25 protein-coding genes are annotated in these 24705 nt (G+C 72.3%); 18 read left to right on the top strand and 7 right to left on the bottom strand.

Translation table 11 applies throughout. From position 1 onward, the window contains the following. Positions 1-71: 71 nt before the first annotated feature. Together AC07DA_RS11325 and AC07DA_RS11320 are read left to right on the top strand one after the other, a co-directional pair. The gene (locus tag AC07DA_RS11325) at positions 72-1262 is read left to right on the top strand and encodes a sensor histidine kinase (protein WP_479126825.1); all 1191 of its coding nucleotides are present in this window, start codon (positions 72-74) and stop codon (positions 1260-1262) included. A gap of 100 nt (positions 1263-1362) precedes the next feature. Then, the gene (locus AC07DA_RS11320; protein WP_479126823.1) at positions 1363-2031 is read left to right on the top strand and encodes a response regulator transcription factor; all 669 of its coding nucleotides are present in this window, start codon (positions 1363-1365) and stop codon (positions 2029-2031) included. Between the two features lie 39 nt (positions 2032-2070). Here AC07DA_RS11320 and AC07DA_RS11315 read toward each other — a convergent pair whose 3' ends face one another. Beyond that, a complete protein-coding gene (locus tag AC07DA_RS11315; protein WP_479126821.1) occupies positions 2071-3177 on the bottom strand; it encodes a DUF5937 family protein in 1107 nt (368 codons plus the stop codon). Between the two features lie 164 nt (positions 3178-3341). Here AC07DA_RS11315 and AC07DA_RS11310 point away from each other — a divergent pair, with 164 nt between their 5' ends. Further along, positions 3342-3545, top strand: a complete 204-nt coding sequence (locus AC07DA_RS11310; protein ID WP_479126819.1) for a hypothetical protein — start codon at positions 3342-3344, stop codon at positions 3543-3545. Here the strand turns inward: AC07DA_RS11310 and AC07DA_RS11305 are convergent. Beyond that, complete coding sequence (locus AC07DA_RS11305) at positions 3538-4737, bottom strand: threonine aldolase family protein (protein ID WP_479126817.1); 1200 nt, start codon at positions 4735-4737, stop codon at positions 3538-3540. The two genes, AC07DA_RS11310 and AC07DA_RS11305, sit on opposite strands and share 8 nt — an antisense overlap. A gap of 210 nt (positions 4738-4947) precedes the next feature. On the opposite strand from AC07DA_RS11305, the gene AC07DA_RS11300 reads away from it, so the two are divergent. From AC07DA_RS11300 to AC07DA_RS11255, 10 genes are all read left to right on the top strand, one after another. Further along, complete coding sequence (locus AC07DA_RS11300) at positions 4948-5886, top strand: Rossmann-like and DUF2520 domain-containing protein (RefSeq protein ID WP_479126815.1); 939 nt, start codon at positions 4948-4950, stop codon at positions 5884-5886. Continuing rightward, positions 5883-6884, top strand: coding sequence for a pantoate--beta-alanine ligase (panC, locus tag AC07DA_RS11295; RefSeq protein ID WP_479126813.1), 1002 nt, complete (start codon positions 5883-5885; stop codon positions 6882-6884). The genes AC07DA_RS11300 and panC overlap by 4 nt, the downstream gene beginning before the upstream one ends. Next, entirely contained in the window at positions 6881-8590 is a 1710-nt protein-coding gene (locus tag AC07DA_RS11290) for an L-aspartate oxidase (RefSeq protein WP_479126811.1), read from the top strand. The genes panC and AC07DA_RS11290 overlap by 4 nt, the downstream gene beginning before the upstream one ends. A 5-nt stretch (positions 8591-8595) precedes the next feature. Continuing rightward, positions 8596-9570 carry a carboxylating nicotinate-nucleotide diphosphorylase gene (gene nadC / locus AC07DA_RS11285; RefSeq protein ID WP_479126809.1) on the top strand — a complete coding sequence of 325 codons (975 nt, stop codon included), beginning with the start codon at positions 8596-8598 and terminating at the stop codon, positions 9568-9570. Between the two features lie 17 nt (positions 9571-9587). After that, complete coding sequence (locus AC07DA_RS11280; RefSeq protein WP_094057038.1) at positions 9588-10385, top strand: type III pantothenate kinase; 798 nt, start codon at positions 9588-9590, stop codon at positions 10383-10385. Positions 10386-10709: 324 nt separating this feature from the next. Next, positions 10710-11369 (top strand): hypothetical protein, encoded by a 660-nt coding sequence (locus AC07DA_RS11275; RefSeq protein WP_479126806.1) that lies wholly within the window; start codon positions 10710-10712, stop codon positions 11367-11369. Between the two features lie 18 nt (positions 11370-11387). Beyond that, entirely contained in the window at positions 11388-11576 is a 189-nt protein-coding gene (locus AC07DA_RS11270) for a hypothetical protein (RefSeq protein WP_479126804.1), read from the top strand. A gap of 181 nt (positions 11577-11757) precedes the next feature. Continuing rightward, on the top strand, positions 11758-12231 hold the full coding sequence (locus AC07DA_RS11265) for a BlaI/MecI/CopY family transcriptional regulator (RefSeq protein WP_479126802.1): 474 nt from the start codon (positions 11758-11760) through the stop codon (positions 12229-12231). Between the two features lie 9 nt (positions 12232-12240). Then, a complete protein-coding gene (locus tag AC07DA_RS11260) occupies positions 12241-12774 on the top strand; it encodes an amino-acid N-acetyltransferase (protein WP_479126800.1) in 534 nt (177 codons plus the stop codon). 271 nt (positions 12775-13045) lie between these two features. Then, positions 13046-13381, top strand: a complete 336-nt coding sequence (locus AC07DA_RS11255) for a histone-like nucleoid-structuring protein Lsr2 (protein WP_479126798.1) — start codon at positions 13046-13048, stop codon at positions 13379-13381. A 9-nt stretch (positions 13382-13390) separates the two neighbouring features. Here AC07DA_RS11255 and AC07DA_RS11250 read toward each other — a convergent pair whose 3' ends face one another. Next, positions 13391-14260 carry an SCO3374 family protein gene (locus tag AC07DA_RS11250; protein WP_479126796.1) on the bottom strand — a complete coding sequence of 290 codons (870 nt, stop codon included), beginning with the start codon at positions 14258-14260 and terminating at the stop codon, positions 13391-13393. A gap of 473 nt (positions 14261-14733) precedes the next feature. Here AC07DA_RS11250 and AC07DA_RS11245 point away from each other — a divergent pair, with 473 nt between their 5' ends. Beyond that, positions 14734-17259, top strand: coding sequence for an ATP-dependent Clp protease ATP-binding subunit (locus AC07DA_RS11245; RefSeq protein ID WP_114254583.1), 2526 nt, complete (start codon positions 14734-14736; stop codon positions 17257-17259). 65 nt (positions 17260-17324) lie between these two features. On the opposite strand, the gene AC07DA_RS11240 is transcribed toward AC07DA_RS11245, so the two are convergent. Beyond that, positions 17325-17966 carry an HAD family acid phosphatase gene (locus AC07DA_RS11240; protein WP_479126793.1) on the bottom strand — a complete coding sequence of 214 codons (642 nt, stop codon included), beginning with the start codon at positions 17964-17966 and terminating at the stop codon, positions 17325-17327. A gap of 440 nt (positions 17967-18406) precedes the next feature. On the opposite strand from AC07DA_RS11240, the gene AC07DA_RS11235 reads away from it, so the two are divergent. Further along, entirely contained in the window at positions 18407-19114 is a 708-nt protein-coding gene (locus tag AC07DA_RS11235; RefSeq protein ID WP_479126791.1) for a M23 family metallopeptidase, read from the top strand. A gap of 22 nt (positions 19115-19136) precedes the next feature. Here the strand turns inward: AC07DA_RS11235 and AC07DA_RS11230 are convergent, their stop codons facing one another. Further along, complete coding sequence (locus AC07DA_RS11230; RefSeq protein ID WP_479126789.1) at positions 19137-19733, bottom strand: TetR/AcrR family transcriptional regulator; 597 nt, start codon at positions 19731-19733, stop codon at positions 19137-19139. 124 nt (positions 19734-19857) lie between these two features. Between AC07DA_RS11230 and AC07DA_RS11225 the strand changes: the two genes are divergently transcribed. From AC07DA_RS11225 to AC07DA_RS11215, 3 genes are all read left to right on the top strand, one after another. Then, a complete protein-coding gene (locus AC07DA_RS11225; protein ID WP_479126787.1) occupies positions 19858-21450 on the top strand; it encodes an MDR family MFS transporter in 1593 nt (530 codons plus the stop codon). Positions 21451-21650: 200 nt separating this feature from the next. Continuing rightward, a complete protein-coding gene (locus tag AC07DA_RS11220; protein WP_479126785.1) occupies positions 21651-22085 on the top strand; it encodes a helix-turn-helix transcriptional regulator in 435 nt (144 codons plus the stop codon). 63 nt (positions 22086-22148) lie between these two features. Further along, positions 22149-22595 carry a VOC family protein gene (locus AC07DA_RS11215; protein WP_479126783.1) on the top strand — a complete coding sequence of 149 codons (447 nt, stop codon included), beginning with the start codon at positions 22149-22151 and terminating at the stop codon, positions 22593-22595. A 10-nt stretch (positions 22596-22605) separates the two neighbouring features. Here AC07DA_RS11215 and cseC read toward each other — a convergent pair whose 3' ends face one another. Further along, complete coding sequence (gene cseC / locus AC07DA_RS11210) at positions 22606-23955, bottom strand: two-component system sensor histidine kinase CseC (RefSeq protein ID WP_479126781.1); 1350 nt, start codon at positions 23953-23955, stop codon at positions 22606-22608. 7 nt (positions 23956-23962) lie between these two features. After that, a complete protein-coding gene (gene cseB, locus AC07DA_RS11205; RefSeq protein WP_479126779.1) occupies positions 23963-24664 on the bottom strand; it encodes a two-component system response regulator CseB in 702 nt (233 codons plus the stop codon). Positions 24665-24705: the final 41 nt, after the last annotated feature.

Below are 24705 nucleotides of genomic sequence, written 5' to 3'. Positions count from 1 at the left end.
GTACGCGCGCCGGACGTGGATCGGCCCTCCGGTTGACCCCTGCACCTATCCGCTTCCCTACGCTGGGTTACGTGCAGCGCCTCTATGACTTCCTCCGCAGGCACCCGACGTGGGTCGACGCAGCCTGGGCCGTCGTCCTCCTCGGGATCTCGCTGGTGGGCTCAGTGGCGGGCGGCTACGGCTCCCCGGCCGCCGCCGTGCCGATCACGCTGATGCTGTGCCTGGTCGTCGCGCTGCGCCGCCGGATGCCGGAGAACATGCTGCTGCTCGCGGCGGTGGCCGGCGTGGCCCAGCTGATCACCGACGTGGAGATCGGCCCGGCCGACTTCGCCATGCTGGTGATCGTCTACACGGTGGCGGCGGAGGGCGCCCGCTGGGCCTCGCGCTTCGCGCTGGGCGCCGGTCTGTGCGCCGCGCCCGTGGCCCACATGCGCTGGCCCAGCGACCAGACGGGCCTCGCGGGCAACATCGCCCTGACCGTCTTCATGACCGTGCCCTTCGCCCTCGCCTGGGTGCTGGGCGACTCCATCCGCACCCGCCGCGCCTACTTCGCGCAGCTGGAGGAGCGGGCGGCCCGCCTGGAGCGGGAGCGGGAGGCGCAGTCCAAGGTCGCCGTCGCCGCCGAACGCGCCCGCATCGCGCGCGAGCTGCACGACGTCGTCGCCCACAACGTCTCGGTGATGGTGGTCCAGGCCGACGGCGCCGCCTACGTCCTGGACGCCGCGCCCGACCAGGCGAAGAAGGCCCTGGAGACCATCTCCTCCACCGGCCGCCAGGCCCTCGCCGAGATGCGCCGCCTGCTCGGCGTGCTGCGCACCGGGGAGCACCAGGAGGCCGGCGAGTACGTGCCGCAGCCCGACGTGCGGCAGATCGAGGACCTCGTCGAGCAGTGCCGCGGATCCGGGCTGCCCGTCGACTTCAAGGTCGAGGGCACGCCGCGCCCGCTGCCCAGCGGCGTCGAGCTCACCGCCTACCGGATCGTGCAGGAGGCGCTGACGAACACCCGCAAGCACGGCGGGCCCAACGCGGGCGCCAGCGTGCGCCTGGTCTACTTCGACGACGGCCTCGGCCTGCTCGTCGAGGACGACGGCAAGGGCGCCCCGCACGAGCTGTACGAGGAGGGCGGGTTCGACGGCCAGGGCCACGGCCTGATCGGCATGCGCGAGCGGGTCGGTATGGTCGGCGGCACGCTGGACGCCGGACCGCGCCCGGGCGGAGGATTCCGCATCAGCGCCCTGCTGCCGCTCAAACCCGCGCACTGACGTCGGCACGCGCCCTGCTGACACCTGTCACACCCCTGCACCGCCACGGTTCCCCCAACGCCCCGGTTTCCCCCACTCCACAGATACGGAAGAGGCCCCGATGACGATCCGCGTGATGCTCGTCGACGACCAGGTGCTGCTGCGCACCGGGTTCCGGATGGTGCTCGCCGCCCAGCCGGACATGGAGGTCGTGGCGGAGGCGGGCGACGGCGTCGAGGCCCTGCAGGCGCTGCGGACGACCGAGGTGGACGTCGTGCTGATGGACGTCCGCATGCCGAAGCTGGACGGCGTGGAGGCGACCCGCCGGATCTGCGCGGACACCGACCCGCCGAAGGTGCTCATCCTGACCACCTTCGACCTCGACGAGTACGCCTTCTCCGGGCTGAAGGCGGGTGCCTCCGGCTTCATGCTCAAGGACGTGCCGCCCGGTGAGCTGCTCGCCGCCATCCGGGCCGTGCACAGCGGGGACGCGGTCGTCGCGCCCTCCACCACCCGGCGCCTGCTGGACCGCTTCGCGCCGATGCTGCCCGGCACCAAGCAGCCCCAGCACAAGGAGCTGGAGCGGCTCACCGACCGCGAGCGCGAGGTCATGGTGCTGGTCGCGCAGGGCCTGTCCAACGGCGAGATCGCGGCCCGGCTCGTGCTGTCGGAAGCCACCGTGAAGACCCACGTGGGCCGCATCCTGACCAAGCTGGGGCTCAGGGACCGGGTGCAGGTGGTGGTGCTGGCCTACGAGACCGGGCTGGTGCGGGCCGGCGGGCACGGCTGAGCCGTCCGTGAGGGTCCCGCCGGAGACCGCCGGGGACGGCTAGCGGAGGATCCCCTCCAGGAACTCGCTGCCCAGCCGCGCCACCACCGTCACGTCCAGCTGGTGCAGGACGTAGCGCCCCCGGCGGCGGGTGGTGACCAGGCCCGCCTTCTTCAGCACGGCCAGATGCCGGGAGATCTCCGGGGCCGTCATGCCGTGCACCTGCGCCAGCTCGCCGGTGCTGTAGGCGCTGCGGGCCAGATACCGGCACAGGCGCATGCGGACCGGGTGGGACAGCGCGGTCATGCGCAGGGCCAGCTGCTCCAGCGTGGGCGGGGCGGCGAGCTCGGGGGAGCCGACCGGGTAGTGCAGCACGGGCTGCCAGCCGTGGCGGTGCAGGACCATCAGGTGCGGCCAGCCCAGGCTCGTCGGGACGAGCAGCAGACCGCCGTCACCCGTGGCCGTCCGGCCGTCGCCCAGCTTGTCGACGGAGATCACGGCGGCCGGCTCGTCGAGCGTGACCGCCGGGGACACCGCGGCCAGCGCCTCGGCCAGGCCCCTGCGGCGCAGCAGGTCCGTCTTGTGCCGGGTGTCCGCCGCGAGCTGGTGGCGCAGCCGGGACCAGGCCTCCGCGAAGAACGCCTCGTCGCAGTCCTGGAGGAACTGCCGCAGCCAGCCCCGGATCCTGGGCGGGTCGGCCAGCAGCCGCTCGCTGAACCGCAGCTGCCGCGGCCCGCGCGCGGCGGCCAGGTCCAGGGCGCGGCGGCGCACCTCCGCGTCGGCCAGCGCCGTGGGCGAGCACTCGCCGTAGCCGGTGGCGCAGGTGAACTCCAGCGCGGCGTCCACGAACTGCTCGTCGGACAGCTTGTCGAGCAGGTCGAGCTCCTCGGCGAGCGTGCCGGCCGGGAGCGCGGTGCGGCCGGGCAGGCCGGCCGACGGCAGGAACAGGTCGGAGAACGTCGTCCGCCACAGGAAGTCCGCCTCGCACATCCGGTCGGCCAGATGCGGGTCGAGCCGGGCCGTCACGCCCGTCACCCAGCCCTGCAGGCCGGGGTGGTGAGCCGGCTCGGACAGCGCGTGCAGCGCCATGCCCAGCTCGGCCAGCGGGGAGGGGACGACGGCCACCCGCTCCTGCCGCAGCCCCGTGATGTCGATCCGCACGCTCATGACCTCATGGTGCACCCCGCCACCGACAACGCCCCCGCCGATTGACGGGGGCCGTCAAACGACGCGACGACGACCACCACACGGGCGCAGGGTGGAACCACCGGGGCCTTCCGCGGAGCCTTCGGACCTCCGACCCGACTCCCGTCCCGCAGAGGTGATCCGTCATGAGCATCACGCAGCAGTACCTCCTCGACGCCCATCGCGCCCGGTCCCTGGGCCAGGCCGCCCCGCCCGCGCCGGGCACCCACGAGTGGCGGCTCGTGCGGGCCTGGCGCGACGCACGGCGGTTCCGGGCCGTCCTGGCCGGCCGCCCGCCCCGCCACCGGTTCCGGCAGGCCCTGGCCCGGTGGCGGCGGAGCCCTACCTGACCCGCTCAGGCAGCCGGGCCACGAACTCCCCGACCGCGTCCTTCACGTCCTCGGCGGTCCACTCCAGCGCGGCCGAGCGCACATGGACCTCGGTGAGCGCCAGGCCCGGCCCGCCCCGCTCCCAGGCGCTGCCGAACAGCACGACGCCCGTCTCCTCGGCCGCCCGGACCGCCGCCTCGCCCAGGACGTGGGGGTCGTACGGCAGCCAGACCTGGAAGTCGTGGGTGTGCGGCACCCGTGGGTGCACCCGCGCCCACGGCGTCCCGGCCGCCGCGAACCCCTCGCGCAGCGCGGCGGCCACCACGCGCGCGTGGGCGACGTACTCCGGCAGCCGGGGCAGCTCCCGTTCCAGACCGATCAGGGCCGACAGGGCGGTGGGGAACTGCTGGAACACCAGGCCGCCGTACCGGTGCCGCCAGGCCTTCGCCTGGTCGACGAACTCGCGCGGACCGGCGAGGGCCGCGCCGCCGAACGCCTCCAGGGACTTGTAGAACGACACGTAGACGCTGTCGGCCAGGCCCGCGATCTCCTCCAGGGACCGGCCGAGGTGGACGGTGGACTCCCACAGCCGGGCCCCGTCGAAGTGCACCACCGCGTCCCGCTCCCGCGCGGCCGCGACGACCTCGGTGAGCTCCTCCCAGGAAGGCAGCACGAAACCGGCGTCCCGCAGCGGAAGTTCCAGCATCAGCGCGCCGAACGGCTCCTCGAAGCCGCGGACCTCCGCCGCGGTCGGCAGCCGCGGCTCGCTCGTCACCCGCACCGGGCGCAGGCCGCCGACCTCGCGGAACGCGTTCCGCTCGTGCACCTCCGGGTGGCCGAGGGCGTGCAGGGCGACGGTCGGGTCGCCGGTGCGCCCCGCCCAGCAGCGCAGCGCCACCTGCTGGGCCATCGTGCCGGTCGGGAAGAACGCGGCGGCCTCGGTGCCGAGCAGCGCGGCGACCTTCGCCTCCAGGGCCTCGACGACGCCGTCGCCGTACACGTCGGACAGCTCGTCCAGGTCGTAGGCGTCCTCCGCCCCCTCCAGCAGGGCCAGGCGCTCGCGGAGCGTCCGGTGGAATCCGAAGCGCGCCAGCACCCGGCGCGCGCCGCGGTGGGCGGCCAGGCGGCGCGCCCGCAGCCGTGCCCTTGCGTCCTCGTCCGGCACCCGCTCGTCCTGCTCTGCCTGTTCCGCCTGTTCCGCCGTGTCAGTCATGCACCGGATCCTCCCCCGCGCGCGTGCGGCCCGGCACCCGCATTTCCCCCGCGCGCCCCGGCCGGGCTGCCCGTGGGCGCGTGCGTCGGCGCCCCGTCCACCGGCACGCACAGCCTGTGGACGACGGGACGCCTCCGGAACCGATCGCGTTAGCATGACGAGAAATCGTCCGGTACCCGGAGCGGACTGGAACGGGAAGGCCGCCGTCGAGTGAACACAACCCCACAGCCAGACCCCAGGGACCGCCCCGCGCGGCTCACCGTCGGCGTCGTCGGCGCCGGCCGCGTGGGACCCGCGCTGGCCGCGTCCCTCCAGCTCGCCGGGCACCGCCCGGTCGCCGTGTCGGCGGTCTCGGACGCCTCCCGGCGCCGGGCCGCGCAGCTGCTGCCCGACGTGCCGGTGGTGCCGCCCGAGGACGTCCTGGAGCGGGCCGACCTGGTGCTGCTGACCGTCCCGGACGACGCCCTGCCGAAGCTGGTCGCGGGCCTCGCCGACACCGGTTCCGTACGGCCGGGTCAGCTGCTGGTGCACACCTCCGGCCGGTACGGCGTGGGCGTGCTCGACCCCGCCCTGCGCGCCGGCGCGCTGCCGCTGGCCCTGCACCCGGCGATGACCTTCACCGGCACGCCCGTGGACGTCCAGCGCCTGGCCGGCTGCTCCTTCGGCGTCACCGCGCCCGAGGAACTGCGCCTGGCCGCCGAGGCCCTGGTCATCGAGATGGGCGGCGAGCCGGAGTGGATCGCCGAGGAGAACCGGCCGCTCTACCACGCCGCGCTCGCCCTGGGCGCCAACCACCTGGTCACGCTGGTCGCCCAGTCGATGGAACTGCTGCGCGCGGCCGGGGTCGCCGCCCCGGACCGGATGCTCGGCCCGCTGCTCGGCGCGGCCCTGGACAACGCCCTGCGCTCCGGCGACGCGGCCCTGACCGGCCCGGTCGCGCGCGGGGACGCGGGCACGGTCGCCGCGCACGTCACCGAGCTGCGCCGGCACGCCCCGCAGACCGTCGCCGGCTACCTGGCCATGGCCCGCGCCACCGCCGACCGGGCGCTGGCGACCGGCCTGCTGAAGCCGGAGCTCGCCGAGGACCTCCTCGGGGTACTCGCCGACGGGAGCGACGGCACCCGAGGCACCGAGGGGGACGCCCGATGACCACCACCCTGCTGCGTACCGCCGCCGACCTGCACGCACGCGCGCGTACGGGCCGCCGGGCCGTGGTGATGACCATGGGCGCCCTGCACGAGGGCCACGCCACGCTCATCCGCACCGCCCGCGGCATCGCCGGCCCCGGGGGCGAGGTCGTCGTCACCGTCTTCGTCAACCCGCTGCAGTTCGGCGCGGGCGAGGACCTCGACCGCTATCCGCGCACCCTGGACGCCGACGTCGAGCTCGCCGGGCGGTCGGGCGCCGACGTCGTCTTCGCCCCGTCCGTGGACGAGGTCTACCCGGGCGGCGAGCCCCAGGTCCGCGTCTCCGCGGGCCCCATGGGCGAGCGACTGGAGGGCGCCTCCCGCCCCGGCCACTTCGACGGCATGCTCACGGTCGTCGCCAAGCTGCTGCACCTCACCCGCCCCGACGTCGCCCTGTACGGCCAGAAGGACGCCCAGCAGCTCGCGCTGATCCGCCGCATGGTGCGGGACCTGAACTTCAGCGTGGAGATCGTCGGCGTGCCCACGGTCCGCGAGGAGGACGGCCTGGCCCTGTCCAGCCGCAACCGCTACCTCTCGGCCGCCGAGCGGCGCACCGCCCTCGCCCTGTCCCGGGCGCTGTTCGCGGGCCGGGACCGGCACGCCGCCCAGGAGGCGCTGCGCGCCCGGGCCCGCGAAGTGCCCGCCACGCGCGCGCGTGCCGAGGCGCTCAGCGCCCTCGGCGAGTCCCGTGCGGCGGCCGACGCGCACGCCGTGGCCACGGCCGTGCCGGGCGGCCCCGCCGCCGTCCGGGCCGCCGCCCGCCAGGTCCTCGACGAGGCGGCCCGCCTCCAGCCGCCGCTCAGGCTGGACTACCTCGCCCTGGTCGACCCGTCGGACTTCACCGAGATCGGCGACGACTTCACCGGCGAGGCGGTCCTCGCCGTCGCCGCCCGGGTCGGGACGACCCGGCTGATCGACAACGTCCCGCTCACCTTCGGAACCCTCGGAGCCGCCTCGTGACCTCCACAGGCATACGACTGCACGCGCCCGCGCCCGGGTGGTCCATCGCCGCGGACGTGGTCGTCGTCGGCTCCGGCGTCGCGGGGCTGACGGCCGCCCTGCGCTGCGAGGCGGCGGGCCTGAGCACCGTGGTCGTCACCAAGGCCCGCCTCGACGACGGTTCCACCCGCTGGGCCCAGGGCGGCATCGCCGCGGCCCTCGGCGAGGGCGACACCCCCGAGCAGCACCTGGACGACACCCTGGTCGCCGGGGCGGGCCTGTGCGACGAGGAGGCGGTGCGCCTCCTGGTCACCGAGGGCCCCGGCGCCGTGCGCCGCCTCATCGAGACCGGCGCCCGGTTCGACGAGTCCACCGAGGGCGGCCTCGAACTGACCCGCGAGGGCGGCCACCACCGCCGCCGCATCGCCCACGCGGGCGGTGACGCCACCGGCGCCGAGATCTCCCGCGCCCTGGTCGAGGCGGTCCGCGCACGCGGCATGCGCACCGTCGAGAACGCCCTCGTGCTGGACCTCCTCACGGACGCCGGGGGCCGCACGGCCGGTGTCACCCTGCACGTCATGGGCGAGGGCCAGCACGACGGCGTCGGGGCGGTCCACGCCCCCGCGGTGGTCCTCGCCACCGGCGGCATGGGCCAGGTCTTCTCCGCCACGACCAACCCCGCGGTCTCCACGGGTGACGGCGTCGCCCTGGCCCTGCGCGCGGGCGCCGAGGTCAGCGACCTGGAGTTCGTCCAGTTCCACCCGACCGTGCTGTTCCTCGGCCCGGACGCCGAGGGCCAGCAGCCCCTGGTCTCCGAGGCGGTGCGCGGCGAGGGCGCCCACCTCGTGGACGCGGACGGTGTGCGCTTCATGGTCGGGCAGCACGAACTCGCCGAACTGGCGCCCCGGGACATCGTCGCCAAGGGGATCATGCGCCGCATGCAGGAGCAGGACGCCGAGCACATGTACCTCGACGCCCGGCACTTCGGCGCCGAGATGTGGGAGCACCGCTTCCCGACGATCCTGGCCGCCTGCCGCGCCCACGGCATCGACCCGGTCACCGAGCCCGTCCCGGTCGCCCCGGCCGCCCACTACGCCTCCGGCGGCGTCCGTACCGACTCCCACGGCCGTACGACGGTCCCCGGCCTGTACGCGTGCGGCGAGGTCGCCTGCACCGGCGTGCACGGCGCCAACCGCCTGGCCTCCAACTCCCTGCTCGAAGGGCTCGTCTACGCCGAGCGCATCGCGGCCGACATCGCGGCGACCGGCCTGCACGCGCGCGTGCCGCAGCCGCTGCCGCACCCCGAGATCCCCGAGCACCCGCTGCAGACCGCCGAGGCCCGCTTCACCATCCAGCGGATCATGACGAGCGGGGCCGGCGTCCTGCGCTCGGCGGAGTCCCTCACCAAGGCCGCCGACCAGCTCCAGCGCCTGCACACCGACGCCCGGGAGGCCCTCGCCGAGCACGGCAAGACGGCCGAGCCCGGTGTCGACACCTGGGAGGCCACCAACCTGCTGTGCGTGGCCCGGGTCCTGGTCGCCGCCGCCCGGCTGCGCGAGGAGACCCGGGGCTGCCACTGGCGCGAGGACCACCCCGAGCGCGACGACACGGCCTGGCGCCGCCACATCGTCGTACGCCTGAACCCCGACCGGAGCCTGGCCGTGCACACCACGGACACGACACACTTCCCCGCGACCTTCCCGCCCCCCGCCCCCCAGGAGCAGTGACCGACGTGAGCACCCCCGACCTTCCCCTCGCCTCCTCCGGAGGCTGCGGCGACGGCTGCGCCTGCGGCGCGGACGACGAGGCGTATCTGGAGTGCGGCCTCGACCCCGCGCTCGCCCAGCTCCTCGCCGACGCCGGTCTCGACCCCGTCGAGGTCGAGGACATCGCCAACGTGGCCGTCCAGGAGGACCTGGCCCACGGCGTGGACGTGACCACGGTCGCCACGATCCCCGAGGACGCGGTGGCCACGGCCGACTTCACCGCCCGCGAGGCGGGTGTCGTGGCCGGCCTGCGCGTCGCGGAGGCCGTCCTCTCGGTCGTCTGCGAGGAGGAACTGGAGATCGAGCGCCACGCGGAGGACGGCGACCGCGTCGAGGCGGGCCAGAAGCTGCTCTCGGTCACCACCCGCACCCGCGACCTCCTGACCGCCGAGCGCAGCGCGCTGAACATCCTGTGCCGCCTGTCGGGCATCGCGACGGCCACGCGCGCGTGGGCGGACGTCCTGGAGGGCACCAAGGCCAGGGTCCGCGACACCCGCAAGACCACCCCCGGCCTGCGCAGCCTGGAGAAGTACGCGGTCCGCTGCGGCGGCGGCGTCAACCACCGCATGTCCCTCTCGGACGCGGCCCTGGTCAAGGACAACCACGTGGTCGCCGCGGGCGGCGTCGCCCAGGCCTTCGAGGCGGTCCGCGCACGCTTCCCCGAGGTCCCCATCGAGGTCGAGGTCGACACCCTGCACCAGCTCCGCGAGGTCCTGGACGCCGGCGCCGACCTGATCCTCCTGGACAACTTCACGCCCGCGGAGTGCGCGGAGGCCGTCGCGATCGTCCAGGGCCGCGCCGCCCTGGAGGCCTCCGGCCGCCTCACCCTCGACAACGCCAAGGCCTACGCCGACACCGGCGTCGACTACCTGGCCGTCGGGGCACTCACCCACTCCTCGCCGATCCTGGACATCGGCCTGGACCTGCGGCCGGCGGAGTAGGGGAGCGGGGTCGGGTCATGCTGCTGACGATCGACGTAGGAAACACCCACACGGTCCTGGGCCTGTTCGACGGCGAGGAGATCGTCGAGCACTGGCGCATCTCCACCGACGCGCGCCGCACCGCCGACGAACTGGCGGTCCTGCTCCAGGGCCTGATGGGCATGCACCCGCTGCTGGGTGACGAACTGGGCGACGGCATCGACGGCATCGCCATCTGCGCCACCGTCCCCTCGGTCCTGCACGAGCTGCGCGAGGTGACCCGCCGCTACTACGGCGACGTCCCCGCCATCCTCGTCGAACCGGGCGTCAAGACCGGCGTCCCGATCCTCATGGACAACCCCAAGGAGGTCGGCGCGGACCGCATCATCAACGCGGTCGCGGCCGTCGAGCTCTACGGCGGGCCCGCGATCGTCGTCGACTTCGGCACGGCGACGACGTTCGACGCGGTCAGCGCGCGCGGCGAGTACGTCGGCGGTGTCATCGCCCCCGGCATCGAGATCTCCGTCGAGGCGCTCGGCGTCCGCGGCGCCCAGCTCCGCAAGATCGAGGTCGCCCGGCCGCGCAGCGTCATCGGCAAGAACACGGTGGAGGCGATGCAGTCGGGCATCATCTACGGCTTCGCCGGCCAGGTCGACGGCGTCGTCAACCGGGTCGCCCGCGAACTGGCGGAGGACCCCGACGACGTCACCGTCATCGCGACGGGCGGCCTGGCACCGATGGTCCTGGGCGAGTCCTCGGTCATCGACGAGCACGAGCCGTGGCTGACGCTGATCGGACTGCGGTTGGTGTACGAACGCAACGTGTCGCGCATGTGACCGAGTACGGGCGCTGCGACGCGCCCGCACCCGCCGACGCACGGAAGGGGCCGTGCCGGGGGGTGTCCGCCCGCAGCGGTTGGCGCGTCGACGGACAGTCAGCCGGCACGCAACCCCATCGCGCCGTTCCGAGGACGGACACCCCCCCGGCGCGGCCCCGACCCACCCCCCACCGTCAGGCGAAGACGCGCACCCCAGCCCGCCGGCACGCTCTCACCGGCCCGCACCGCCCGGCGGCGGGAGACCCCCGCCCAGCCGAGTGGTCCCCCGCGCCACACCCGCCCCCTATGTCGGAATTGTCTGATTAGCGCGTATCGTCGCCGCATGCCCACGCCCTACGGATCCCGCGGCGGCATGGCGTTCGGCGTGGAGGAGCTGCGTGTGCTCCGCCGCGCTCTCGCCCTCGCCCTCCACCCCACCTCCGCCTCGTCCGACGACGTCCAGGACTGTCTCCGCCTCGCCGAGTCGCTCGACGAGGCGATGCGGGAAGGGGCCAGGCTGCGTGCCTTCCTCGTGGCCGACCTGGGCCGGTACCGCGCCGCCCTGCCCGGCACCGCCGCCGGTTACCTCACGCTCCTGGACGAGGCCCTGGCCGCCGGCTACCGCCCCCGCCCCGACGACCTCACCGCCCTGCGCGCCCTGCGCGGCAACCCCGCCGCCGCGGCGCTCCTGGACCGCTGCGCGGTCACCCTCGTCACCACGAGCGCCCCCGCACGGTCCGGCGCCCCCTCCACCGTCCCGGCCGCCCGGACCCGGCTCCTGGCCCTCCCCGGCGGGGCCGGCGAGCAGCCCGAGAAGAAGCCCGCGCGCAAGCCGTCACCCCCGAAGCCCGCCCCCAAGCCCTCCCCGGCTCCGCACCCGGCCCCCGCCCCGGGCGGCGGTTCGAAGCCCTCCCGCCCCATCCCCACCCCGGGCGAGGTCTTCCCGCGCCGCAAGCCCGCCCCGCCACCCCCGGCGAGCCCCCAGCAGCTCGCCGCGGGCTGACGTGGCTACCCTGGAGCCATGGACTACGTCTCCGCGCTCCTGCCCCCGGTCGTCATGGCCGTCTTCTTCATCGGCGTGATCCGGGTGATCGTGAGGACACAGGGCGGCGCCAACAAGGCCAAGGAGGACGCGGCCGTCGACGCCGCCCTCTCCCGTGCGGAGGGCGCCCGCGGGCCCTCCGCGCCCGGCCCGAAGGCCGAGGCCTGACCCCACCCCGCCCCGGGCGTACGACTCCGCGAGGCCTGCCGCACGGCGCCCGCCATTCGAGTCGTACGCCCTTTTTGTTCCTGTTCGCCGGTGAAGCGCACGTCCGCCACGCCATTACCGAGATCTCCCACTATTGTTCTGAGCTGTGCCTCGCCCATTGGGAGAACTCGAAGACGCGGTCATGTCGCGGGTCTGGAAGTGGAACCGCCCCGTGACCGTTCGAGAAGTCCTGGAAGATCTTCAGAAGGAGCGGTCCATCGCCTACACCACGGTGATGACCGTTTTGGACAATCTCCACCAGAAGGGCTGGGTGCGCCGCGAGGCGGAAGGCCGCGCCTATCGATATGAGGCGGTCTCCACCCGCGCCGCCTACGCCGCCGCCCTGATGAACGACGCCTGGTCGCAGAGCGACAACCCCGCCGCCGCTCTCGTCGCCTTCTTCGGCATGATGAGCGAGGAACAGCGTCAGGCTCTCACCGATGCCGTACGCATCGTCCAGGGCCCGGAAACCCGAGAACCGACCGAAGCGTCGGAATCCGCGGAAGCCCCGGAACGCCCGCCCGGGACGGAACAGGCGGAACAGCCGGAACGGGCCGGCCCCCCGGAAGGGGCCCCGGAGAACCCCGCCTCCGCTCAGGAGCCCGGCGGGCGATAGCGTCCGTTCATGTCCGCGAAGAGCCCCGATGCCCCCGCGAATGCCATCACCGTCCGGCGGGCCCGCACCAGCGATGTCCCGGCCGTGCGTCGCCTCCTCGACGCCTACGTCCGCGACGGCATCCTCCTCGACAAAGCGACCGTGACGCTTTACGAGGACATCCAGGAGTTCTGGGTCGCGGAACGCGACGACAACGCCGAGGTCGTCGGCTGCGGTGCCCTGCACGTGATGTGGGAAGACCTCGCGGAAGTGCGCACTCTCGCGGTGAAGCCCGGCCTGAAGGGCGCGGGCGTCGGGCACCGGGTGCTGGAGAAGTTGCTGCAGACCGCCCGCTGGCTCGGGGTTCGCCGCGTTTTCTGCCTGACCTTCGAAGTCGACTTCTTCGCCAAGCACGGCTTCGTGGAGATCGGCGAGACCCCGGTCGACACGGATGTCTACGCGGAGCTGCTGCGTTCCTATGACGAGGGCGTCGCGGAGTTCCTCGGTCTCGAACGAGTGAAACCGAACACCTTGGGCAACAGCCGGATGCTTCTGCATCTGTGATCGCCGAGGCGGACAACAGCCCGGCCACAACTGGCCCCGGCCGGTTCGGCAACCCTATTCCGCGCCGCGCCCCCTGCCCCGGTGCCCTATGTCCGAAACGCGCACGTTTCCGGACGGAGGCGGGGCAGCGGGTCTCTGCCGAGGGTTTGTGTTTTTCCGGCAAAAGCGGTTTGCTTTCCGAGGTACTGCAGTACTGCATATAACAGGGGACGGCGATACGGCGGACGCCGCACATCCCCGGGCCCTGAAGATATCGATGAAAGGAAATCCGGTGGCACAGAAGGTTCAGGTCCTTCTTGTCGACGACCTCGACGGCGGCGAGGCGGACGAGACCGTGACGTTCGCGCTGGACGGCAAGACGTACGAGATCGATCTCACCACCGCCAATGCGGACAAGCTCCGTGGCCTTCTCGAGCCTTACGTGAAGGGCGGCCGTCGTACCGGAGGCCGTGCTTCGAGCGGGCGCGGAAAGACGCGCGCGGCTTCGAGCGGCAGCCAGGACACCGCGGCGATCCGCGCCTGGGCGAAGGAGAACGGCTACGAGGTCAACGACCGCGGCCGCGTTCCCGCGACCATCCGCGAGGCTTACGAGAAGGCCAACGGCTGAACAGCGGCACTACCGACCCTGCGTACGCGAGGCCGGCGGCTGGGCGCCCGCGCGCCGCAGCCGGGCCCGGTGGCACTGCGCGGCCACCGTGTCCACCAGCCGCACGAGATCGGGGGCGTCTTTACCGCCCCCCAAGGCCGACAGCGTCGGCAGCGAGGCCTCGACCTCGCACCCCGGCTCGGGGGGCCGCAGCCACACGGCGGCCCCCTGGGAACCGAGTCGGCCCCGGGGAAGCGGCCGGCCGGCACCCGGGCCGGGCGCACGCGGCGACGGCACGGCCGCACCGGCGGGTGACGGGCCACCGGCGCCGGCGGCCGACCGCGCATCCGGCCCGCGCCACGACGACCCTCCCTCGCGCGACCGGAGCGGCAGGGACGACTCCGGTGGTAAGGACGACCCCAACGGCTGGGGCGGCAGGGGCGACTCAAGCGACTCGGGCGACGGAGACGACTCAAGCGACTGACGCGACTGGAGCGACTGACGCGACTGGAGCGTCTGCAGCCACTCCTCCTCCTGCGGCCCGCCCCGCTCCGGAGGCGACGGCGCCTCCAGGAAGGCGCCCGAGCCGAGCGCCCGCAGCCCGAGCGGCAGTCCTCCCCACTCCAGCCACTCCAGCAGTCCCGGCAGCTCCTCCGCGCAGCCCGCGGCCACCAGCAGCTGTGCCCGCCCGCCCCGGACGGCCACCGGGGAGCGCGGCCCCAGACGCCGCAGCGCGGCCGGTGCCGCCTCCGCCGGAACGTCCAGGACGTCGAAGCGCACCCCCAGGACCAGCCGCACCGGGTCCCCCGGCGCCGTCGGCCAGCCCAGGTCCTCCTCGTACCACCGCCGTACCCCGCGGCGGCGGGGCGGCGGGACCGCAGCCGGTGTGCGGACGGTCACGGAGGGGAGGGTGCCGACCATGCCAAGTGCAACCGCCGGGAGGGCACGCGGGTTACGCTGTGTTCACTTTGTGTGCTGATGTGAGCGCTCAGCGTGGCGAAACGGGGGCGTGCGGGGGGCGTGGGGAGGCGCAAGGTTGTTCGCCCGTAGCGGAGGGAAGGGGGGCGCTCGGCATGGACTGTCGGTCCCCGCGGGTAAGACATGCCTAGTGGGAGGGGGCGACACGCAGGAAAGGACGTCTCACGTTCGCCATGGGCGTACTGGCGAGTGGGGTATCTGCCTGGCCTGCGGGAACATCGTCTCGCACCATCGGGTTGGAGCAGATGTCGGCGTTCGGGGTCAGGAGGCAGTGTTGGTTCTCGGTCCGGTGTCGGCAGTTGGAATGAGCGGTCCCCGCTTGCGGGACTAAGCTGCGGAAGGACAGAGAGGGGAAGTTCCCCCCACTGCCTGACCGCTCTGAGGAGCGATTAACGATGTTCGAGAGGTTCACCGACCGCGCGCGGCGGGTTGTCGTCCTGGCTCAGGAAGAAGCCCGGATGCTCAACCACAACTACATCGGCACCGAGCACATCCTCCTGGGCCTGATCCACGAGGGTGAAGGTGTCGCCGCCAAGGCCCTTGAGAGCCTCGGGATTTCGCTCGAGGCGGTCCGCCAGCAGGTGGAGGAGATCATCGGCCAGGGCCAGCAGGCCCCGTCCGGCCACATCCCCTTCACCCCCCGTGCCAAGAAGGTCCTGGAGCTGTCGCTCCGCGAGGCCCTTCAGCTGGGCCACAACTACATCGGCACGGAGCACATCCTGCTCGGCCTGATCCGCGAGGGCGAGGGCGTCGCCGCCCAGGTCCTGGTCAAGCTGGGCGCAGATCTGAACCGCGTGCGGCAGCAGGTCATCCAGCTGCTCTCCGGTTACCAGGGCAAGGAGACCGCCACCGCCGGCGGTCCTGCCGAGGGCACGCCCTCCACGTCCCTGGTCCTCGACCAGTTCGGCCGGAACCTCACCCAGGCCGCTCGTGAGTCCAAGCTCGACCCGGTCATCGGGCGCGAGAAGGAGATCGAGCGGGTCATGCAGGTGCTGTCCCGCCGTACGAAGAACAACCCGGTGCTGATCGGTGAGCCCGGCGTCGGCAAGACCGCCGTCGTCGAGGGCCTCGCCCAGGCCATCGTCAAGGGCGAGGTGCCCGAGACCCTCAAGGACAAGCACCTCTACACCCTGGACCTCGGCGCCCTGGTCGCCGGCTCCCGCTACCGCGGTGACTTCGAGGAGCGCCTGAAGAAGGTGCTCAAGGAGATCCGCACCCGCGGCGACATCATCCTGTTCATCGACGAGCTGCACACGCTGGTCGGTGCGGGTGCCGCCGAGGGCGCCATCGACGCGGCCTCCATCCTGAAGCCGATGCTGGCCCGCGGTGAGCTGCAGACCATCGGTGCGACCACGCTGGACGAGTACCGCAAGCACCTGGAGAAGGACGCGGCCCTGGAGCGCCGCTTCCAGCCCATCCAGGTCGCGGAGCCGTCCCTGCCGCACACGATCGAGATCCTCAAGGGCCTGCGCGACCGCTACGAGGCGCACCACCGCGTCTCCATCACCGACGAGGCGCTGGTCCAGGCCGCCACGCTGGCCGACCGGTACATCTCGGACCGCTTCCTGCCGGACAAGGCGATCGACCTGATCGACGAGGCCGGTTCCCGGATGCGCATCCGCCGGATGACCGCGCCGCCGGACCTGCGCGAGTTCGACGAGAAGATCGCCGGTGTCCGCCGGGACAAGGAGTCCGCGATCGACTCGCAGGACTTCGAGAAGGCCGCCTCCCTGCGCGACAAGGAGAAGCAGCTCCTCGCCGCCAAGGCCAAGCGGGAGAAGGAGTGGAAGGCCGGCGACATGGACGTCGTCGCCGAGGTCGACGGCGAGCTGATCGCCGAGGTCCTCGCGACCGCCACCGGCATCCCGGTCTTCAAGCTGACCGAGGAGGAGTCCTCGCGCCTGCTGCGCATGGAGGAGGAGCTCCACAAGCGGGTCATCGGCCAGAACGACGCCGTCAAGGCGCTGTCGAAGGCGATCCGCCGTACGCGTGCCGGTCTGAAGGACCCCAAGCGTCCCGGTGGCTCGTTCATCTTCGCCGGCCCGTCCGGTGTCGGTAAGACCGAGCTGTCCAAGGCACTCGCCGAGTTCCTCTTCGGCGACGAGGACGCGCTGATCTCCCTCGACATGTCGGAGTTCAGCGAGAAGCACACGGTCTCGCGTCTCTTCGGTTCGCCCCCCGGCTACGTGGGCTACGAAGAGGGCGGCCAGCTGACCGAGAAGGTGCGGCGCAAGCCGTTCTCGGTGGTCCTCTTCGACGAGGTCGAGAAGGCCCACCCGGACATCTTCAACTCGCTGCTGCAGATCCTGGAGGACGGTCGCCTGACCGACTCCCAGGGCCGGGTCGTGGACTTCAAGAACACGGTCATCATCATGACGACCAACCTCGGCACCCGGGACATCTCCAAGGGCTTCAACCTGGGCTTCGCGGCCTCGGGTGACACGAAGACCAACTACGAGCGCATGAAGAACAAGGTCCAGGACGAGCTCAAGCAGCACTTCCGGCCCGAGTTCCTCAACCGCGTCGACGACGTGGTCGTCTTCCCGCAGCTCAGCCAGGACGACATCCTCCAGATCGTCGACCTGATGATCGGCAAGGTGGACGAGCGCCTCAAGGACCGGGACATGGGCATCGAGCTCTCCCAGTCCGCCAAGGAGCTGCTGTCCAAGAAGGGCTACGACCCCGTGCTGGGTGCGCGTCCGCTGCGCCGCACCATCCAGCGCGAGATCGAGGACTCGCTGTCGGAGAAGATCCTCTTCGGCGAGCTGCGCCCCGGTCACATCGTGGTCGTGGACACCGAGGGCGAGGGCGAGGCCAAGACCTTCACCTTCCGCGGCGAGGAGAAGTCGGCGCTGCCGGACGTCCCGCCGATCGAGCAGGCGGCGGGCGGCACGGGTCCGAACCTGAGCAAGGACGCGTAAGCGTCACGACCGACCGAGAGGGGCCGGTGCCGAAAGGCACCGGCCCCTCTCGCGTGCCCGGAGCCCTACGAGAGCTGCCCGTCGTAGTCCGGCAGCTTGAAGGTCCGCTCGGCGTGGCCGCCCGAGAGGTCGGTCGGGCTGTTGCCGATGTTCGCGATGATCGTGTAGCCCTTCTTCTCGATGTCGACGCGCTGGGCCGTCTTGTAGTCGGCGACGTTCTTGAAGAGGTCGATGAAGTTGCGGACGTAGAGCCCGGAGACCCGGTAGCCGGTCTGCTTCAGGTTGTACTCGGTGAACGAGTAGATGATCCCGGGGCGGGCCGTCACGAAGAACACGGCGACGCCGCGTTCCTGGGCGTATCTGGCGGCCTCCAGGACCGGCTTGTTGGCCGGCTGCGGGTAGCTGAAGCCGAAGTCCGTCTCCAGCGCGGTGTTGTCGATGTCGAGGACGATGGCCTGCTTCTCGCCCGGCTTCGGGGCGGCGATCCGCTGCTTCAGGTAGGGCAGCGCCTGGTCCATCACCGCCTGGCAGTCCTTCTGCCAGGTGGCGTAGTCGACGGCCGCCGCGGTGGCCGTGGCGGCGGTGGAGGCGGCCGTGGAGGCGCGGGTCGGGGTCGCGGCGTCGGCCGGTGCGGCCATCGCCACGAGGGCGGCCGCCGAGACGGCGGTGACGGATGCGCGGCGCAGCCAGGGGCCTCGGATCTGCATGTCGTGGGGGTCCTCTCACGTCAATGACGCTGCCAACATGTCGTGTGCATGTTCGTGGGCGAGGGTGGCGCGAGGGGAACCGTAGGGTTACCGGACGGTAGGTGCCTAGAGGCGTGCGCCACATTTCCGGAATGGCCGAAGAGCGCCTCCGGTGACATGCCGCACAGGCGATTTGTCCGTTACTAGCTGGAATAGTGGATAAAGGGCGGAGAGGAAAGGGGCGTCCGTCCGGGGGAACGGGCGGAAGTGCGGGCTCATGCCCCGTTTCGTCCCGAATAGGGACTGTGTCAAGAGACGTAGAACACTGAACTAAATTACTAACTTAGGTCGTAGATCACGCTTTTGGGAGTTTGTCGGGCCTCGGGTTACCAAGGGATGGCCATTCGGCGAGCGACTGCCCGCCGGGTGGTTTTCCCCGTCCCCTTCCCCACGAGGTTTCGATGTCCCAGCGCGTCACGTCCCGTCCCTCCCGTACGTCCCAGCTCCGCACCCGTGCGACCGTGCTGGCCGCCGGCCTCGGTGTCTCGGTCGCACTGGGGGCCGGGGTCGCGTCCGCCGCCGACACCACGGCCGCGTCCGGCGCCGCCAGTGCCGTCCAGGCGCAGGCCGCCGCCCAGGCCAAGGCCGCCAAGGCCGAGAAGGCCGAGAAGGCCGAGCAGGCCGCCGCCGCGAAGAAGGCGGCCGAGAAGAAGGCCGCCGCGAAGAAGGCGGCCGCGAAGAAGGCCAAGCCGTCCTGGGTCGACCCGGTGAAGAAGTACAAGCTCTCCGCGAGCTTCGCCCAGAACGGCGGCATGTGGCAGTCCACCCACAGCGGCCAGGACTACGCCGTCCCGAGCGGCACCCAGGTCGTGGCCGCCCACGGCGGCACCGTGGTCAAGGCCGGTCCCAACGGCGCCGGCGACGGTCCCGCGTACGGCAACGCCGTCGTGATCAAGCACGGCAACGGCACCTACTCGCAGTACGCCCACCTGTCGAAGGTCAAGGTGCGCATCGGCCAGGTCGTCAAGACCGGCCAGGAGATCGCCCGGTCCGGCAACACCGGCAACTCCAGCGGTCCCCATCTGCACTTCGAGATCCGCACGACCCCGAACTACGGCTCGGCGGTCGACCCGGTGAAGTTCCTGCGCGCCAAGGGCGTGAAGGTCTGATCCGGCCCCGTACCCGCGTCCGCTAGGAGCCCCTGGGTCCCCGGTGGGCCTGGGCCACCAGGTCCGTGGCGACCTCGAGGACGGCCTTGTGCCGTTCCTCGGGGTCGTCTCCCACGTCCTGGAGCAGGAACATCCCGGCGTGCAGCGTGAAGATCGCGCTGGCGCAGCGGACCTGGTCGACCAGGTCCGCGTCCGGGTCGACGATGATGTCGCGCAGGCTGTGGACGCGCGCCTTGACGGACTCGCCGATCCGCAGGTCCCGCACCGACGCCTGGTTGTCGTGCATGAAGCGGAACAGCGGTGCCGCCTGCGCGAGCGTGTCGGCGTAGCGGCGGATGATCTCCTGCTTGGTCTCCAGGGTGTGCGGCTGCCGCCGGCCCCAGTCGATCAGGTCCTCGATCGGCTGCGTGAGGTCCTCGAAGATGCTGACGAGGATCTCTTCCTTCGTCTTGAAGTGGTAGTAGAGCGCCGCCTTGGTGACGTCCAGGCGCTCGGCGATCTCGCGCAGGGACGTCTTCTCGTAGCCCTGCTCCGCGAAGAGTTCGAGGGCCACGTCCTGGATGCGCCGGCGGGTGTCCCCGCGGCGCCGCTGCCTGGTGCCGTCCATGGTGCCGCCCATCCTCCTACGCCGCTCGCTTTCCATAAAACTTACTTGACGCCCGGCTAGTTCCGCGGCTAGCTTCCCGAGTGTAGTCACTAGCCGGTCGGCAAGTAAGTAGCGGTAGCTGGGGGAGTGGGAAGCGATGGCGGAGACGACGGACGGAGCGGTGGCGGCCGACGCCGGGGGGAAACAGCCCAGGAGCGTGCGGGTCGTCCTCCTCGCGCTGATGATCGCGATGATGCTCGCGATGCTCGACAACATGATCATCGGTACGGCGATGCCGACGATCGTCGGTGAGCTGGGCGGGCTCGAACACCTCTCGTGGGTGGTCACCTCGTACACGCTCGCCACCGCCGCCTCCACCCCGCTGTGGGGCAAGCTCGGCGACCTGTACGGCCGCAAGGGCACGTTCCTGTCGTCGATCGTGATCTTCCTGATCGGCTCGGCGCTCAGCGGCATGGCCCAGGACATGGGCCAGCTCATCGGCTTCCGCGCCATCCAGGGCCTCGGCGCCGGTGGTCTGATGGTCGGCGTCATGGCGATCATCGGCGACCTGATCCCGCCCCGGGAGCGCGGCAAGTACCAGGGCATGATGGCCGGCGTCATGGCGCTGGCGATGATCGGCGGCCCGCTGGTCGGCGGCACGATCACCGACAACTGGGGCTGGCGCTGGGCGTTCTACATCAACCTGCCGCTCGGCGTGGTCGCGCTGGTCGCCGTCAGCGCCGTGCTGCACCTGCCGAAGAAGCGGGCACAGGCGCGGATCGACTACCTGGGCGCCGCGCTGCTGACCGTCGGCATCACCGCGATCGTGCTGGTCACCACCTGGGGCGGCACCGAGTACGCCTGGACCTCGACGCGGATCATGGAGCTGATCGGCATCGGCGTCGCCTCGCTCGTCGGGTTCGTGTTCTGGCAGACGCGGGCCGCCGAGCCGGTCCTGCCCCTGCACATCTTCCGCAGCCGGAACTTCACGCTGATGTCGCTCATCGGCTTCATCACGGGCTTCGTGATGTTCGGCGCCACGCTGTTCCTGCCCTTCTACCAGCAGGCCGTGCAGGGCGCCTCCGCGACCAACTCCGGGCTGCTGCTCCTGCCGATGCTCGGCGCGATGCTCGTCACGTCGATGGTCGCCGGGCGCGTGACCACGAACACCGGCCGGTACAAGGTCTTCCCGGTGCTCGGCGGCGTGCTGATGATCGTCGGCCTGTACCTGCTGTCCACGATGGACACGGGCACCTCGCGGTTCACCTCCGGCGTCTTCATGGCCGTGGTCGGCCTCGGCATGGGCTGCCTGATGCAGATCACCATGCTGGTCGCGCAGAACAGCGTGGAGATGAAGGACATGGGCGTGGCCTCCTCGTCCGCCACCCTCTTCCGCACCCTCGGCTCCTCCTTCGGCGTCGCGATCATGGGTGCGCTGTTCAACCACCGCGTCCAGGACGTCATGGCCGAGCGGGCCGGGGCGCTGGGCTCCCAGGTGACCGAGCGGTCCGCCCAGCTCGACCAGGCGAGCCTGGCCAGGCTGCCGGAGGCGGCCCGCGAGGCCTACCAGCACGCGGTCGCCGCCGGCACGCACTCGGCGTTCCTGCTGGGAGCCGCGGTGGCGGTCCTCGCCCTGGTGGCCGCGGTGTTCGTGAAGGAGGTGCCGCTGAAGGGCGCGGGCCCGAAGGCACCGCGGGACGGCAGCGCCGACGGTCCGGCACCCCGGACGCCCGTGGCCGAGGCCGTCTGACCGGCGCCGCCCCCACGTCGCTCCCGCTTCGGGCGAGGACCCCCTGGCGGGGCGACGGCCGCACGCCGACCGGCGCGGCGGCGCCCGCACGCCCTCGGGGAGTTCCGGCCCCGAGGGCCTCGCCGTGCCCGGCGCCCGCGTCCGGGCCCCGCGCTCACGGACCCGGCCCGATGTCAGACCCGCGTGCCACCATCGGTCGCATGGACAAGACGCGGCAGGTCCGGCTCGCCAAGGACGCCATGGACCGGGACTGGGCCGACCCCGGGCTGGACCTGGACGCCGTCGCCGCGCACGCCGGGTACTCGCGGTACCACTTCATCCGCGCCTTCAAGGAGGTCTACGGCGAGACCCCCGGCCAGTACCTCACCCACCGCCGGATAGAGCGGGCCGAGGACCTGCTGCGCACGGCGAACCTGTCGGTGACGGAGATCTGCCACCTGGTCGGCTTCAGCAGCGTCGGCACGTTCTCGACCCGCTTCAAGGCGTGGACGGGGATGACGCCCAGCGAGTACCGGTCCCGGCACGTGGGCCGGGGCGCCGCCCTGATACCGGGCTGCTACGCCATGCTCTGGGCCGGCGGCTTCCGCTCCGCCCCGGCCGCCACCGAGGAGCGCAATTCCGGAGAAGCGCGCTGACACCCCCGCTGCCTACGGTGGCAGGGCAAGCACCGACCGGCCGCGAAGCAGCAGGAGCACGCCATGATCAAGGGTCTCGCCATCTCGACCGTCTGGGTCCTCGACCAGGACCGGGCCAAGGAGTTCTACACGGAGAAGCTGGGCCTGGAGGTCCGTACGGACCTGACCATGGGCGAGGGCGGCATGCGCTGGCTCACGGTCGGCTCCCCGAACCAGCCCGACGTCGAGCTCACCCTGATGGTGCCCGGCGGGCCCGCGATGGACCCGGAGTCCGCCGAGATGCTCCGCAAGCTGGTGACCAAGGGCGCGCTCGGCGTCGGCGTGCTCACCACCGACGACATCCACGGCGACTACAAGAAGCTCAAGGACCGGGGCGTGGAGTTCCTCCAGGAGCCGCAGGAGCGCCCGTACGGCACGGAGGCGCTGTTCCGCGACGACTCCGGCAACTGGTTCTCCTTCACCCAGCCCCGCGAGGGCGGCCTCGACATGGACCAGGACTGGTCGTGCTGACCACGGCGGTCTACGAGGCCGGCAGCATCGGGTAGCTCCCCGTGTTCGTCGGCGCGTGTTCCGGCAGCCACAGCACCGCCACCGCGCCCTCGGCCGGTACGCCCTCCGGCGCGCCCGGGGTGCGGACGTTGCGGAAGGTCAGCCGCGCGCCCAGCACCCGGGCCTGCCCGGCCGCGATGGTCAGACCGAGGCCGTGGCCGTGCCCGGCCCGGTCCCTGCTGCCGGTGCGGAAGCGGCTCGGCCCGTCGGCGAGCAGGTCCTCCGGGAAGCCCGGGCCGTGGTCGCGGACCCGGATGACCCGGCCCTCGACGGTGACCTCGACCGGGGGCTTGCCGTGCCGGGCCGCGTTGGCCAGCAGGTTGAACAGCACGCGCTCCAGGCGCCGCGGGTCGGTGGTGACCTCCGACTCGTGCACGATCCGCACCTCGGTGTCCGGGTCCTTGACCGCCACCCGCCGGGCGACGAACTCGCCCAGCATGATGTCCTGCAGCTCCGCCCGTTCCGAGGCGCCGTCCAGCCGGGCCACCTCCAGCACGTCCTCCACGAGCGTGCGCATGGCCTTGGCCCGGTCCAGCACCAGCTCGGTCGGACGGCCGGGCGGCAGCAGCTCGGCGGCGGTCAGCAGCCCGGTCACCGGGGTGCGCAGCTCGTGCGCGATGTCGGCGGTGACCCGCCGCTCGGCCTCGATGCGCTGCCGCAGGGCGTCCGCCATGGCGTCCACCGCGCTCGCCAGGTCGTCCGTCTCGTCCCGGACGACGCCGCCCATGGCGTCCCGCACGCGCACGTCCGTTTCGCCGCCCGCGAGCTGGTTGGCCGCGACGGCCGCCTTGCGCAGCCGCCGCGAGAGGTGCCCGCCGATGAGCACGCCCAGCGCGCTGCCCCCGAGGACGACCGCGATGGAGCCGATCACCAGGGCCTGGTCGAGGTCCTTCAGGATGTCCGAGCTGCGGTCCGTGAAGCCCGAGTGCAGGGACATCACGTGCCCGTTCTTCAGCGGCACCGCGGCCCATATGTCGGGTGCGCCGCCGGGCCGGTCCGCCACGTAGGTGGCCCGCTGGCCCGCCTCGACCCGGTCCCGCAGCTCCTCCGGCAGGTCCGGGTCGTCGATCTTGGTGTTGGGGAAGTTGATCCGCCCGGACAGCTCGAAGTTGCGCTGGGCGATCCTGATCCGCTCGTCGGCGAGGTCGCGCGCGTTGTCCAGCATCGACACCCGCGCGGCGTTGTGCACGACCAGGCTCAGTGCGATCGCCACCAGCGCACCGACCAGCGCGATGGCCGCGCTCAGCTTCCATCTCAGGCCCGTGCGGATGCCCGCGCGCTCCAGACCCGTGGCGACCAGGCGCCGGAAGTGCCCCCTCATACCCCGCTCAGGCCTTCAACTTGTAGCCGAAACCCCGGACCGTCTCGATCCGGTCCTGGCCGATCTTCTGCCGCAGCCGCTGCACGTGCACGTCGACGACCCGGGTGTCCCCGCCCCAGCCGTAGTCCCACACCCGCTCCAGCAGCTTGTCCCGGGAGAGCACCGTGCCCGGCGCCGAGGAGAACTCCAGCAGCAGCCGCATCTCGGTCGGCGTCAGCGCCACCGCCTGCCCGGCCCGGCGGACCTCCATGCCCTCGGTGTCGACCTCCAGGTCCCCGAAGGTGAGCACCCCGCCGTCGGCCGGGGCGGCCCGCTCCTCGGCGCGGCCTCCGCCCGCGTGCCCGAAACGCCGCAGCACGGCGCGGATCCGGGCCACCAGCACGGCACCGTCGAACGGTTTGGTCACGTAGTCGTCGGCGCCCGCCTCCAGGCCCAGCACCACGTCGATGGAGTCCGCCCGGGCCGACAGCATGATCACCGGCACGGTCGACTCGTCCCGGATGCGGCGGCACAGGCTGACCCCGTCGAGGCCGGGGACCATCACGTCCAGCAGCGCGATGTCGGGGCGGTCCGCGCGGAACGCCTCCAGGCCCGACAGCCCGTCGGGCCTGGCGGTGACCGCGAAGCCGTCCCGTTCCAGGGCGAGCTGCGTGGCCTCGCGGATGACGTCGTCGTCCTCGACGAACAGGACGTGGGTCTGGTCTGCCATCCCGGTGCTCTCTGTCCTTAGTGGTCCGTGGGGTGCGTTCT

The sequence above is a fragment of the Streptomyces sp. NPDC044921 genome (genome assembly GCF_056432865.1).
This window is presented reverse-complemented; position numbering and strand designations above follow the sequence as displayed.

Excerpts from the sequence above, each read along its gene's own strand:
- AC07DA_RS11320 (WP_479126823.1), top strand. The coding sequence starts at position 1,363 with ATGACGATCCGCGTGATGCTCGTCGACGACCAGGTGCTGCTGCGCACC.
- AC07DA_RS11215 (WP_479126783.1), top strand. The coding sequence starts at position 22,149 with ATGATCAAGGGTCTCGCCATCTCGACCGTCTGGGTCCTCGACCAGGAC.
- AC07DA_RS11225 (WP_479126787.1), top strand. The coding sequence starts at position 19,858 with ATGGCGGAGACGACGGACGGAGCGGTGGCGGCCGACGCCGGGGGGAAA.
- AC07DA_RS11265 (WP_479126802.1), top strand. The coding sequence starts at position 11,758 with ATGTCGCGGGTCTGGAAGTGGAACCGCCCCGTGACCGTTCGAGAAGTC.
- AC07DA_RS11310 (WP_479126819.1), top strand. The coding sequence starts at position 3,342 with ATGAGCATCACGCAGCAGTACCTCCTCGACGCCCATCGCGCCCGGTCC.
- AC07DA_RS11240 (WP_479126793.1), bottom strand. The coding sequence starts at position 17,966 with ATGCAGATCCGAGGCCCCTGGCTGCGCCGCGCATCCGTCACCGCCGTC.
- cseC (WP_479126781.1), bottom strand. The coding sequence starts at position 23,955 with ATGAGGGGGCACTTCCGGCGCCTGGTCGCCACGGGTCTGGAGCGCGCG.
- panC (WP_479126813.1), top strand. The coding sequence starts at position 5,883 with ATGACCACCACCCTGCTGCGTACCGCCGCCGACCTGCACGCACGCGCG.
- AC07DA_RS11315 (WP_479126821.1), bottom strand. The coding sequence starts at position 3,177 with ATGAGCGTGCGGATCGACATCACGGGGCTGCGGCAGGAGCGGGTGGCC.
- AC07DA_RS11260 (WP_479126800.1), top strand. The coding sequence starts at position 12,241 with ATGTCCGCGAAGAGCCCCGATGCCCCCGCGAATGCCATCACCGTCCGG.
- AC07DA_RS11245 (WP_114254583.1), top strand. The coding sequence starts at position 14,734 with ATGTTCGAGAGGTTCACCGACCGCGCGCGGCGGGTTGTCGTCCTGGCT.
- AC07DA_RS11280 (WP_094057038.1), top strand. The coding sequence starts at position 9,588 with ATGCTGCTGACGATCGACGTAGGAAACACCCACACGGTCCTGGGCCTG.
- cseB (WP_479126779.1), bottom strand. The coding sequence starts at position 24,664 with ATGGCAGACCAGACCCACGTCCTGTTCGTCGAGGACGACGACGTCATC.
- AC07DA_RS11270 (WP_479126804.1), top strand. The coding sequence starts at position 11,388 with ATGGACTACGTCTCCGCGCTCCTGCCCCCGGTCGTCATGGCCGTCTTC.
- AC07DA_RS11230 (WP_479126789.1), bottom strand. The coding sequence starts at position 19,733 with ATGGGCGGCACCATGGACGGCACCAGGCAGCGGCGCCGCGGGGACACC.
- AC07DA_RS11220 (WP_479126785.1), top strand. The coding sequence starts at position 21,651 with ATGGACAAGACGCGGCAGGTCCGGCTCGCCAAGGACGCCATGGACCGG.
- AC07DA_RS11235 (WP_479126791.1), top strand. The coding sequence starts at position 18,407 with ATGTCCCAGCGCGTCACGTCCCGTCCCTCCCGTACGTCCCAGCTCCGC.
- AC07DA_RS11305 (WP_479126817.1), bottom strand. The coding sequence starts at position 4,737 with ATGACTGACACGGCGGAACAGGCGGAACAGGCAGAGCAGGACGAGCGG.
- AC07DA_RS11275 (WP_479126806.1), top strand. The coding sequence starts at position 10,710 with ATGCCCACGCCCTACGGATCCCGCGGCGGCATGGCGTTCGGCGTGGAG.